Here is an 11,305-nt window from a genome sequence, read left to right as displayed (position 1 = left end):
CTTTCGTGCATCAGCGTCAATAACGGCTTAGACAGCTGCCTTCGCAATCGGTGTTCTGAGACATATCTATGCATTTCACCGCTACTTGTCTCATTCCGCCGTCTTCAACCGCATTCAAGCACTTCAGTATCAAGGGCACTGCGACAGTTGAGCTGCCGTCTTTCACCCCTGACTTAAAGTGCCGCCTACGCACCCTTTAAACCCAATAAATCCGGATAACGCTCGGATCCTCCGTATTACCGCGGCTGCTGGCACGGAGTTAGCCGATCCTTATTCTCCGGGTACATTCAGCCCTCCACACGTGGAGGGGTTTATTCCCCGGCAAAAGCAGTTTACAACCCATAGGGCAGTCATCCTGCACGCGGCATGGCTGGTTCAGGGTTGCCCCCATTGACCAATATTCCTTACTGCTGCCTCCCGTAGGAGTCTGGTCCGTGTCTCAGTACCAGTGTGGGGGATTCTCCTCTCAGAGCCCCTAGACATCGTCGCCTTGGTGGGCCGTTACCCCACCAACCAGCTAATGTCACGCGAGCCCATCCATATCCTATGAATATTTAACCATATGATGATGCCATCTAATGGTTGCATGCGGTGTTAATCCGGATTTCTCCGGGCTATCCCCCTGATATGGGTAGGTTGCTCACGCGTTACGCACCCGTGCGCCACTCTCACCGATGATAGCAAGCTACCACCGGATCCCGTTCGACTTGCATGTATTAGGCCTGCCGCTAGCGTTCATCCTGAGCCAGGATCAAACTCTCCATTGTAGAATGAAGTGTAAGACCGTGACTATTCATAAAAATAGAAACGTCTTGTTTTTTGTATCTCTGTCCTGCTCCCGGAAATCTGAAATTGATYGATCTGTAGATSGTCTTAATTTTCAGCTTTCGTCTTCCGACTACTCGCTGCGTTACATGATCATAAAATCTTAAAGAACTCTCCGCCTCCGCTCGCGCTTCGGCWTCTGTATGTTTTTCGACCTCGTTTCCTTGGTCTCGAACTGTCATTTCTGTGGGCTGCCAGCGTCGCGCCGGCTGCCGTTCCCCGTGGTTGGGACTGCAAAGGTAGAAGGTTTTTTCGGTTCCGCAAAATTTATTTTAAAATAATTTTTTGGAGCTTTTTTTCCGTGTAACATGCACCCTTTGGGCGGACCCTCGGAACATGTACAGCTACCCTTATTTCAGTGGCCATCCGGCCGTCCCTCCCTTGCGGAGTGGTGCAAAGATAGGGACTTCCCAACCATATTTCCAAGACCCCCGGGGAACATTTTTTACGGTTACCGTGTAAAGCGCTGTGGCAATGGTGGATAAATTTGTAGGATAAGTGGCTCGGAATGGATATTGGGGTGGATTGATAACCATATCGGGGGTTTTCGATATGAGCATTGGGCTGGGATAGTTGGGAAATAAATTAGGACTTGGATAAATATTGTTTTCTTCTCCACGCTCTTTTACAAATATTCAAATATCGTTATGGTCTACGGAAAACATAACCAACTAACCTTAAGAAAGAGTAAATAATAATATTTCAGAAGAAGATGAAAGAGGTAGAAGCTTTAAAACAGATCTGAATGAGTTCCGGTTCTAACAAGTTCCAAGAGCAAAATTCCCGAATTCTCACTCCAAATAAGTAATAAATCCGACTTTACATGACACTCCCAATAACCACTATATTCACCTTTTAATTTATGTGGTCTATGTTTTTTGTCAATTCCTTGGTGTCCTGAAGCCGCTAAATTTGTAATAAAAACTTCCATCAATTTGAAATCAGCCTTACTACGCTTTTTCAAACGTTTCAAATCTTTTAAAAATTTGGTAGAAGCTACAATTTGAAACATGACCTACACGCTCTTAAAGAGTTCAGATACGCTAGAGAATTTGACACCCTTTCCCTGTTTTAGCTCATTCATAGCATCAATGGTTTTTTTGTTGGGAACTGGATTGTGGGAAACAATTCGACCATTTAATTTTTTTAGAAGTTGTTTAAACAATTTTGTTTCTTCTTCTGGCAATTCAATTATCAACGTTTTCATATAAGTTATTTATCATTGATTATTTAATTAAATATTATTTTACTTCTGTATACTAAATCATTTATAAATCCTAAACCTAATGTTCTATAATAATGACATGCATTTTTTAGGATCGAAGCGATTTATACATTATTTAAAAAATACTTTTAGTATTCCATGAACTTGTCCGTAAATGAATACTTATAGTTCAATCATATAAAACAAAAATAATGTTATTCCAATAAAAGTACAACCATAATTGGACCAGGATAGCCCTGTCCAACTTTTTCTAGATTTTGTTGTAATTGGAGTTTTTTATCAAAGTAAGACTATATGGGATAATTGCAGTGCAAAATAAATCAACATAAAAAGGATTTTATCCCATTTACCTATGTTAGGACATTTATCGGTTAACCTATTTTGCTCTGAAACCCACTTGGTTTGTATTTATAGCAAGATGAAAGAAGGGAAAAAGCATGAAAATGGATGTTGACCATAGGAAAAGCATACTTTAGCATTGCTTTCACCATGGTTTTGCAGCGAAGGCAATATGGGGACTCTGCGTCATTGCGAGGAACGAAGCAATCTTCCCGCATCTCCAAAGATTGCTTCGTCGTACCTTCTCGCAATGACGTGGGGGTTTGCTTCGTCGTACCTCCTCGCAATGACGGAGGTTTACCTACTTCTTAAAAACCCAATATTTCTGAAGGGTAAAGTTAAACCCCAAAGAAACCACAATTTCAATGATCAATTTGGAAAGCAGAAAATGCCAGTGCCAAATATCCACAAAAAGATGAATCCCCAGAGATTTAATGGAAATACTTCCAATTACCACCACAATAAATTTCCATAATTGGCTCGCCAGCGGAGTAGCTGTATTATTGAAAGACCAATATCTATTAATGGTAAAATTCAGGATGGCCCCTAAACTCCCCGAAACTACATTGGAAAAGGGAGCAGTAAAAAGTAGGACTTTATAACAGAAGGTATAGATACTAAAATCAGCAAGTCCGCCTAAAAAGGCAGACAATTGTGCTTTTAGAAATTCATTGAACTTTCCGGACATCCCATTATTTTAAAACAGCAACTATTTAGTTCAATACGGTCACTACGCTTGTCTTTGGTTATTCTGTTCGGCAAGTTTGGCCGCCTTTTCCTCCTTATCCTTCGCATCGCCTAGAGCCAACAACTTCTTGGTATCCCCGATATTGATAAAAAACAAAGCTATACAGATCAACAATACACTATAATTTATCGAACCAGGTACGATTACCTCTAAAATCAACACCAAAGAGATCACCACCCGAATTTCCGTCGGACCTAAAAGTCCAGCGTCAATGGTATATTTATCCGTGATCCGATAGCGCAATTGCGAAATGATCATCGCCCAACCATATAAGGAAACCAGCGCAAAACCTAAATACTTAAAATCCCCGGTGGTATAGAACACATATCCCAATCCAATAAATACCGTCGAGATCCAGTCCATGACGATATCCAGCGCGAAACCGTACCATTTTCTGGATTTGTTCCGGTAATAGGCGATCCTACCATCCAATGAATCCCCAAACCATTGCACAAAAAAACCAATTACCGCCAATAACAAGAAATTGATATGAACATATTCAGCCAGCAGAAAACTTCCCAAGATCATCAAGGATCCGAAGAAACCAATGGCCGTTAAGCCATCCGAGCTCAGCCATGCTGGAATTCTTGGAACCAAATAAGATATAAATCGTTGTTCCGGATTACTTAATATATTGGTTCTTTTTCTATCCTGAAAAAGTTTTTTATTGATCTTTTGCTCACTCATTGTTTGGAATAAATTACTGTTTTAATTTGTAGGTGCAATAAATGGGATTACAACCATTTATTTATTTTGTACCATTCGAGACTTTCCTTGAGGCCATTCTCCAATAGGTATTTCGGATCGTAGTCCAACAGATTTTTGGCATGGGAAATATCTACTGCCCAATTTTCTGCCGTTAGTTCGAAGAGTCTCTCCGGATAGATCACTGGCGTTTTCGTCGAATTCTTGTACAGGTATTGCGAGATCTCGGCAATCCCTTTTACCAGGGATAAGGGAACATGCATCCTAAAAAGTTTACGGCTGAACACCTCTTTGAATATTTCGGCCATTGCGTATCTGGAATACACTTCGCCATCACTGATATTATAAATCTGTAAGCCTTCTTGTGGAACCATCACCCCTTTCAGCAACACATCGACCAGATCCTTGACATATACAAAGCTCAGTTTCTGTGGTTTTGAGCCGATATAGGGATCAAGCCCCTTTTTCATCGTATCAAAAAGAATGAAGATATCCTTTTCCCGTGGACCATAGACTGCAGTAGGCCTAAAGATGGAAATCCGCTGATCCGTATACTTATCCTGAATCATCAGCTCCGAAGCTTTTTTACTTCTTCCGTAAACGGTTAGTGGTTTGTAAGGGAAAGACTCATCGATCAATTTTTCCTCCTGATATGGAATAGGTCCAACAGCGGCAAGGCTGCTGACATAGGAAATCCTTTCCAGGGGCATATCCGCAGAAAGCGCAGCATCCATGATGGCATCCGTATAGCCAACATTGACCAGGTTCATCGTCTGCTCATCCTTGGCTTTGGTCATGGCCGCTGCATGGATGATGTAATGGTATCCCTCTTGATCAAAAAGTTTTTTGAGTTCTTCGGCGTTGCCCAGGTCAGGGAACACAAATTTATCGACGAAAGGTTTGATATCGGCTACCTTACTGGATTTTCTCACCGCAGCATGGACCTCTAAACCTAAATTTTGTGCAGCTTCAGTCAGGTGAGATCCTACAAATCCACTGGCACCCGTAATGAAGATCTTCTTTTTCATATCGCTTTTTCGTAAAGGCGATACCTTTTGTAAAGGTCGGCATTGATCTGTTCAATGGCGTGGTTCATCAGGTAATTATGATCCAGCATCCATGAACATTCCGCTTCCAAAATACCCGATGGCATCGCATTTTTGATGATTCGGCCATAAAGACAAGCTTCAATTCCCAGTTTACGGTAGTTGTCCAACACGCCAAGCATCAAAACCCGGATGGAACGTATGTTTTTCTTACCAAAAAGGAGTTTGAAAATACCGGTAGGCAATAACCTCCCCCTTTTGATGTTTATCAGGATTTCATTGATGTTAGGGATCCCCAAAGCAAACCCGATCACTTCATTGTCCTTTTCAGCGACAATACAGTATTTCGGATCCACGATCATTTTGAGATCCTTGGCCACATAATAGAATTCCTCATCGGTCATGGGAACAAAACCAAGGTTTTTATCCCAAGCCTTATTGTATACTTTTTTGATTTTTTCGGCCTCGCTCTTAAAATCCTTCAGATTGATCTGGCGGAGTTTGATCCCAGAACGTTCCAATCTCGCCTCCAATTTCTCCAAAAGGAGTACCGAGCGTTGATTTGCCCCTGCCTTATTGACCAAATAAGCACGAAGATCTACCTTTTTGGCAAAACCTGCATGGCTGATCAGATCCAAGTAATAAGGAAAATTATAAGGCATCATCGCCATCGGTGGACGTTCAAAACCTTCCACCAGGAGACCACAGGTATCATTGGTCGTCAGGTTGATCGGACCAACGATATTGTTCGCGCCTTTGGCTTTCACCCATTCTTCGGCAGTCTGCAATAATTTATCAGCTACCTCCTGATCGTTAATACAATCGAAGAAACCAAATTGACCCTCATTAACTTTATTGAAGGCATTATGGTTGGTATTATAGATTGCTGCTACACGACCAACCAATTCCCCATCTTTATAGGCAAGAAAAGGTTGAGCGCTGGAATGCTTATAAAACGGATGTTTGTTCGGGTTCAATAGATCTTCCTGTCCCAGAAACAGTTCCGGCACATAGTTAGGATCGTTCGCATAGAGATCATGTGGGAAGTCGATAAAGGCTGCCCTTTGCTTTTTGGTTTCTACAGGAACAATCGTAATCACAGATCTAAAATTTAAGTGTAAACGCTGTTAAAACTAACTGATGAAGCTCTCCACTTCCAAGGTTTTGAAAACCTTGGCCATCTTCTCAACGGCCTCATCGATCTGGTCGAACGTATGGGTAGCCATAAGAGAGAAACGGATCAAGGACTCTTCAGCAGGAACTGCAGGAGCAACTACCGGGTTTACAAAAACGCCATCATCCTGAAGCATTTTCGTAACCACATAAGTTTTCTCATTGTTTCTAACAAAAACCGGTAAGATTGGACTTTCGGTAGCCCCTAGATCAAAACCATTATCCAAAAGTAACTTTTTAGCGTAATTGGTATTTGCCCACAGTCTTTCGATATGTTCTGGTTCCGTTTGGATGATCTCCAATGCTTTCAACGTAGATGCCACCGAAGCCGGTGTCATACTCGCACTGAACATCAAGGAACGCGCTTTATGTTTCAAGAATTCAATGGTATCGGCATCGGCGGCAACAAAGCCTCCTAAGGATGCCAATGATTTACTGAATGTACCCATGATCAAATCCACCTCTTCGGTCAGTCCGAAATGGCTTGCTGTACCAGCACCTTTTTCGCCGATCACACCCAAACTGTGTGCATCATCACACAATATTGCCGCATCGAATTCGTTAGCTACTTGAACAAGTTCAGGTAATTTAACGATATCGCCTTCCATGGAGAAAATACCATCTGTAGCAATTAGTTTGAAGCTTTCTTCAGGCAAACGCGACATTTTATCGCGCAGATCATTGATATCATTATGGGCATATTTGATCACCTTGGAGAAAGACAAACGGCTACCATCGATGATGGAAGCGTGATCGCGTTCGTCCAAAAGAATATAATCATGACGGCCGGTTAGGCAAGATAAGGGACCTAGGTTGGATTGGAATCCTGTACTGAATAAGATCGCTGCTTCTTTACCAACGTAATCGGCAAGCTTTTCTTCCAATTCGACGTGAATGTCCAAGGTTCCATTCAAAAAACGAGAGCCTGCGCATCCGGTTCCATATTTTTCCAAAGCATCTTGCGAAGCCTTGATGATCCTAGGATCCGTCGTCAATCCTAAATAAGAATTGGAGCCAAACATCAATACTCGACGACCATCGATTTTAACTTCCGTATCTTGTTTAGATTGAATCGGCCTGAAATAGGCGTATAAGTTTTTAGATTTGATATCTCCTAACTCGCCATTTAAAAACCGCGCAGTTCTTTCATTTAATTTTCCCTTGCTCATTCGTCAGGTGTCTATATTCTCAACAATATTTACTTTTTGAACTTTTAACAAAAATCGTCAAAAATCTTACAAAGGTACAAAACTACAGCCATACAATCCGATAAATATTGTAATTCTTCCCTTTATTTACAAAAAATCGACGCAAACATACAAAACTTAAGCGTCATTCTCTTGTTGATTTGACATATAAATATCATAAAATTAAATTAATATTAACATAAAGTTTCCTATAAAAAGAGGATAAGTTTTGCAAAAATTCTATTATTCTTACATTTGTGCTTCAATAACTAGAAAATAATGGCGATTTCATCAAACGTAAACATCAAAAATAAAAGAGCAAGCTTCGAATACCAACTATTGGACAAATACATAGCTGGACTTGCTCTATTGGGTACCGAGATCAAATCCATTCGTGAGGGAAAAGCCAATATCAACGATAGTTTTTGTAATTTCTTTGAGGATGGCCTCTACATCCGGAACATGCATATTGCCGAATATTCCTTTGGATCCTTCTACAATCATGAAGCAAAACGCGATCGCAAATTGTTGCTGACCAAACGGGAAATGAAGAAATTAAAGGAAAAAGGCGAAGAAAAGGGTTTCACGATCGTTCCATTACGCATTTTCATCAATGAGCGGGGGTATGCGAAAGTGGAGATCGCCCTGGCTCAGGGTAAAAAAGACTTTGATAAGCGTGATAGCATCAAAGAACGCGAGACGAAACGCGAGATGGACCGCGCTATGAAACGTTAAGATGCAGTGCCTAAGCCTTGCATTAAGATGCCTGAATACTAAATGATTTTTGGTATTGTCCGGGTGTCATCGATTCCCGGGTCTTAAATAAACGGATAAAGTAATTGACATCCGAAAACCCACATGAATAACAAACTTCCTTCACAGAGAATTGATTGCGCAATAACTCCTTTGCTTTTTCAATCCGTTCTTGAATGACCAATTCCATAGGACTGATCCCAAATTCATCCTTAAACAAGCGGAAAAGGCTTGCCTTACTCCTGTTCATCTTACGGCATAGATCTTCTATGGTCAGTTTTTCACTGATATTATCCTGTATATATTTTTTGAGGTAAGAAACGGGGCCATTCAGTTTTGGAGCCGGCTCCTTCAAAAGTTCAAATTTTTGCTGCTGGATGATCCGAATCAATAATTCCTTAAATAGCAAGTCCGTCAAAGCATCTTTGAACGGGTCGGTACTGATCATGGTCGCGAACAATTTGTTCGTTATGGCGGCTAGTTCCGACGTATTATTGATGTGAAATTTGTCCCAGGAAAAGTCCCAACTGAGTTTTTCTTCCTGCTTCGGATACATTTCATTGAGATAGTCTATGGTATTGCCGATCTTCTCGGAAGAGATGACCAAAGCGGTGCATTGGGTAGGATCCTGCAAACGTGCTTCGGGGAAATCGATCTCCATGGGTTTTGATGCCGGCAGGACCAACGTCTCTCCTGGTAGATACTCGAAAGATGGAACATCCTTTAAATGCATGATCTTTTTACCCTTCAACATATTGATGATGACGATATCATCAAATTGAAGTGGAACGAGATTCGTAGGTTCATACGTTTCGAATACATTCAGTTCAAAATTATTCAGGGTATAAGCCTTCCTGCTCTCAACCAATGTCGATATTTCCCTTCCTGTCGCGTACGGTAGTTCACGGACCAAATTTACTTTTCCCATAAGCATGTATTTATAATCGGTTGGTAACCAAATATAATCAATGGCGTTTGAAAATAAAAACGGGTATTGGTTTTCTTGATAGTATTGTGCTATTCATAGCGACAATTATGCTATCCCCTTGCTTATAGAAAGGTTAAATTTGGGTATACCCATTTGTAAACTGGGTATATCCATTTATAAACACAATATATAAAATTTAAATTTATGGCAGAAATAGCAAGACCATCGTTCAAGGAACGTTATGATAATTACATTAATGGAGCATTTGTATCCCCAACCCAAGGGAAATATTTTGACAACATCTCTTCTATCGACGGAAAAGTATTCACGCAGGTAGCACATTCTACAAAAGAGGATATTGATAAAGCGGTAGAAGCTGCTGCAAAGGCCTTTGAAACCTGGGGGAAGACCTCAGCCACTGAGCGTAGCAATATCCTGATCAAGATTGCCGACCGCATCGAACAGAACTTGGAAATGATCGCTGCAGCAGAGACTATTGATAATGGTAAAGCAGTAAGGGAGACCTTGAATGCCGATATTCCATTGGCTATTGATCATTTCCGTTATTTTGCGAGTGTGATCCGTGCGGAAGAAGGTTCCTTGACCGAACTGGACAGCTATACAGTTTCTTTGATCGTCAATGAACCGATTGGGGTTGTTGCCCAGATCATTCCATGGAACTTTCCGATATTGATGGCCGTATGGAAACTGGCTCCCGCATTGGCAGCAGGTTGTACGGTTGTCCTTAAACCCGCTGAAAGTACCCCTACATCTATCTTAGTATTAATGGAACTGATTGGAGACCTAATCCCTGCGGGTGTGGTGAACATCGTGAATGGATTCGGTTCGGAATTAGGTCGCCATTTGGTTACCCATCCAAAAGTGAACAAGGCCGCGTTTACCGGTTCTACCGCTACAGGTCGGATGGTAATGCAATATGCTACGGAAAACATCATTCCGGTAACCTTGGAGCTGGGTGGTAAATCGCCGAATGTTTTCTTTAGTTCGGTAATGGATGAGGATGATTCATTCTTGGATAAAGCGATCGAAGGAGCGGTATTATTTGCCCTGAACCAAGGGGAAATCTGTACCTGTCCGTCGCGTTTATTGATCCAGGAAGATATTTATGATAAATTTATTGAACGCGTGATCGACCGTGTAAACCAGATCAAAGTGGGTAATCCATTGGATCCAACGGTGATGATGGGAGCTCAAGCATCCAAAATCCAGAAAGATAAGATCATGTCTTATATCAATCTTGGAAAAGAGGAAGGTGCGGAAGTATTAACAGGTGGAGATGCTAATCAGGTTGGTGATGGCTTGGAAGAGGGATACTACATCAAACCGACCTTGTTTAAAGGACATAACAAAATGCGTATTTTCCAGGAGGAGATCTTTGGTCCGGTGTTGGCTGTGACAACTTTTAAGGATGAAGCGGAAGCGATTGCGATTGCCAACGATACGATCTATGGATTGGGAGCGGGTGTGTGGACCCGTGATGCGCATCAATTGTACCAAGTACCGAGAGCTATACAAGCTGGGCGTGTATGGGTGAACCAATACCACTCCTACCCTGCCGGAGCTCCTTTTGGAGGGTATAAGCAGTCGGGTATTGGTCGCGAAAACCACAAAATGATGTTGGCTCACTATCGTCAAGCTAAGAATATGCTAATCTCCTATAGCAAAGAAAAGCTTGGATTTTTCTAATAGTAGTAATAGTTAAATGTGTGATTAGGGGTTATGGAATTAACCCCTATTTTTTTAACTGGGAAATGGTTTAGGAGGAGAAAAATAGGGATAATTGATTATATTAAGGGTGGAAATATTATTATTTGGTTATTGATTGGGGATTAATTAAGAAAGGATAGTTATGGTTTCAAGAATAGATGTTACGGAAGAGGCAAAGGCGGTGATCAAGGAATTGGTGGATAAGCATGGCCCTTTGATGTTCTATCAAGCAGGTGGCTGCTGTGAAGGAACGCAGCCACAGTGTTTTGAAAAGGGCGGATTTTATCCAAGGATGAATGATGCGATGATAGGGTTAGTGGAAGGCTTTGAGTTCTGGGTGGATAGGGATTTGTTTGAGTATTGGAAGTTTTCGCATTTTACGTTGGATGTGTTGGATGGTTTTGGACCTGGTGGGTTTTCTTTGGAGAGTCCATTGGGCAAGACGTTTAAGATACATTATCGGTTGTTTACGGAGGAGGAGTTGAAGGAATTACCGGAAGTGGAAAGAAATGGGTGAGGTAGCGCGCGGGAAGGAAGGGTGTGCGGGGAATGTGTGCGGGGAATGTGTTCGGGAAGGGCGTGCGGGGAGGGCGTGCGGAAGGGCGTGCGGGAAGGGCGTGCGGGAGGGCGTGCGGGAAGGGCGTGCGG

At 41.9% G+C, this 11,305-nt stretch carries 12 protein-coding genes and 1 rRNA gene; 3 read left to right on the top strand and 10 right to left on the bottom strand.

Translation table 11 applies throughout. The annotated features are described in order from the left end of the window. From CRJ00_RS15490 to spt, 9 genes are all read right to left on the bottom strand, one after another. Positions 1-767, bottom strand: a 16S ribosomal RNA gene (locus tag CRJ00_RS15490); the annotation flags it as partial. 408 nt (positions 768-1,175) lie between these two features. After that, positions 1,176-1,385 (bottom strand): hypothetical protein, encoded by a 210-nt coding sequence (locus CRJ00_RS15485; protein WP_099367663.1) that lies wholly within the window; start codon positions 1,383-1,385, stop codon positions 1,176-1,178. A 170-nt stretch (positions 1,386-1,555) separates the two neighbouring features. Further along, positions 1,556-1,837, bottom strand: coding sequence for a type II toxin-antitoxin system YafQ family toxin (locus CRJ00_RS15480; protein ID WP_099367662.1), 282 nt, complete (start codon positions 1,835-1,837; stop codon positions 1,556-1,558). A 3-nt stretch (positions 1,838-1,840) separates the two neighbouring features. Then, on the bottom strand, positions 1,841-2,032 hold the full coding sequence (locus CRJ00_RS15475; protein ID WP_099367661.1) for a hypothetical protein: 192 nt from the start codon (positions 2,030-2,032) through the stop codon (positions 1,841-1,843). Positions 2,033-2,690: 658 nt separating this feature from the next. Beyond that, positions 2,691-3,077 carry a GtrA family protein gene (locus tag CRJ00_RS15470; RefSeq protein ID WP_099367660.1) on the bottom strand — a complete coding sequence of 129 codons (387 nt, stop codon included), beginning with the start codon at positions 3,075-3,077 and terminating at the stop codon, positions 2,691-2,693. A 42-nt stretch (positions 3,078-3,119) separates the two neighbouring features. Continuing rightward, positions 3,120-3,824 carry a CDP-alcohol phosphatidyltransferase family protein gene (locus tag CRJ00_RS15465; RefSeq protein WP_099367659.1) on the bottom strand — a complete coding sequence of 235 codons (705 nt, stop codon included), beginning with the start codon at positions 3,822-3,824 and terminating at the stop codon, positions 3,120-3,122. Between the two features lie 47 nt (positions 3,825-3,871). Continuing rightward, positions 3,872-4,870 carry an NAD-dependent epimerase/dehydratase family protein gene (locus CRJ00_RS15460; RefSeq protein ID WP_099367658.1) on the bottom strand — a complete coding sequence of 333 codons (999 nt, stop codon included), beginning with the start codon at positions 4,868-4,870 and terminating at the stop codon, positions 3,872-3,874. Further along, a complete protein-coding gene (locus CRJ00_RS15455) occupies positions 4,867-5,988 on the bottom strand; it encodes a hypothetical protein (RefSeq protein ID WP_099367657.1) in 1,122 nt (373 codons plus the stop codon). Before CRJ00_RS15455 ends, CRJ00_RS15460 begins: the two co-directional genes overlap by 4 nt. A gap of 33 nt (positions 5,989-6,021) precedes the next feature. After that, the gene (gene spt, locus CRJ00_RS15450; RefSeq protein ID WP_099367656.1) at positions 6,022-7,230 is read right to left on the bottom strand and encodes a serine palmitoyltransferase; all 1,209 of its coding nucleotides are present in this window, start codon (positions 7,228-7,230) and stop codon (positions 6,022-6,024) included. Between the two features lie 297 nt (positions 7,231-7,527). Here spt and smpB point away from each other — a divergent pair, with 297 nt between their 5' ends. Further along, positions 7,528-7,983 (top strand): SsrA-binding protein SmpB, encoded by a 456-nt coding sequence (smpB, locus tag CRJ00_RS15445; RefSeq protein WP_099367655.1) that lies wholly within the window; start codon positions 7,528-7,530, stop codon positions 7,981-7,983. 22 nt (positions 7,984-8,005) lie between these two features. Here smpB and CRJ00_RS15440 read toward each other — a convergent pair whose 3' ends face one another. Then, positions 8,006-8,929, bottom strand: coding sequence for a helix-turn-helix domain-containing protein (locus tag CRJ00_RS15440; protein ID WP_099367654.1), 924 nt, complete (start codon positions 8,927-8,929; stop codon positions 8,006-8,008). A 204-nt stretch (positions 8,930-9,133) separates the two neighbouring features. Here CRJ00_RS15440 and CRJ00_RS15435 point away from each other — a divergent pair, with 204 nt between their 5' ends. Both CRJ00_RS15435 and CRJ00_RS15430 read left to right on the top strand, forming a co-directional pair. Next, entirely contained in the window at positions 9,134-10,636 is a 1,503-nt protein-coding gene (locus CRJ00_RS15435; RefSeq protein WP_099367653.1) for an aldehyde dehydrogenase family protein, read from the top strand. 163 nt (positions 10,637-10,799) lie between these two features. Next, positions 10,800-11,174, top strand: coding sequence for a DUF779 domain-containing protein (locus CRJ00_RS15430; RefSeq protein ID WP_099367652.1), 375 nt, complete (start codon positions 10,800-10,802; stop codon positions 11,172-11,174). Positions 11,175-11,305: the final 131 nt, after the last annotated feature.

The organism is Sphingobacterium sp. 1.A.4, from assembly GCF_002734245.1.
Lineage (GTDB): Bacteria > Bacteroidota > Bacteroidia > Sphingobacteriales > Sphingobacteriaceae > Sphingobacterium > Sphingobacterium tenebrionis.
Note: the sequence above shows the minus strand (reverse complement) of the source record. Positions and strands in the feature narration are given on the sequence as shown.

Excerpts from the sequence above, each read along its gene's own strand:
- CRJ00_RS15485 (WP_099367663.1), bottom strand. The coding sequence starts at position 1,385 with ATGCTCATATCGAAAACCCCCGATATGGTTATCAATCCACCCCAATAT.
- CRJ00_RS15480 (WP_099367662.1), bottom strand. The coding sequence starts at position 1,837 with ATGTTTCAAATTGTAGCTTCTACCAAATTTTTAAAAGATTTGAAACGT.
- CRJ00_RS15475 (WP_099367661.1), bottom strand. The coding sequence starts at position 2,032 with ATGAAAACGTTGATAATTGAATTGCCAGAAGAAGAAACAAAATTGTTT.
- CRJ00_RS15470 (WP_099367660.1), bottom strand. The coding sequence starts at position 3,077 with ATGTCCGGAAAGTTCAATGAATTTCTAAAAGCACAATTGTCTGCCTTT.
- CRJ00_RS15465 (WP_099367659.1), bottom strand. The coding sequence starts at position 3,824 with ATGAGTGAGCAAAAGATCAATAAAAAACTTTTTCAGGATAGAAAAAGA.
- CRJ00_RS15460 (WP_099367658.1), bottom strand. The coding sequence starts at position 4,870 with ATGAAAAAGAAGATCTTCATTACGGGTGCCAGTGGATTTGTAGGATCT.
- spt (WP_099367656.1), bottom strand. The coding sequence starts at position 7,230 with ATGAGCAAGGGAAAATTAAATGAAAGAACTGCGCGGTTTTTAAATGGC.
- smpB (WP_099367655.1), top strand. The coding sequence starts at position 7,528 with ATGGCGATTTCATCAAACGTAAACATCAAAAATAAAAGAGCAAGCTTC.
- CRJ00_RS15440 (WP_099367654.1), bottom strand. The coding sequence starts at position 8,929 with ATGGGAAAAGTAAATTTGGTCCGTGAACTACCGTACGCGACAGGAAGG.
- CRJ00_RS15435 (WP_099367653.1), top strand. The coding sequence starts at position 9,134 with ATGGCAGAAATAGCAAGACCATCGTTCAAGGAACGTTATGATAATTAC.
- CRJ00_RS15430 (WP_099367652.1), top strand. The coding sequence starts at position 10,800 with ATGGTTTCAAGAATAGATGTTACGGAAGAGGCAAAGGCGGTGATCAAG.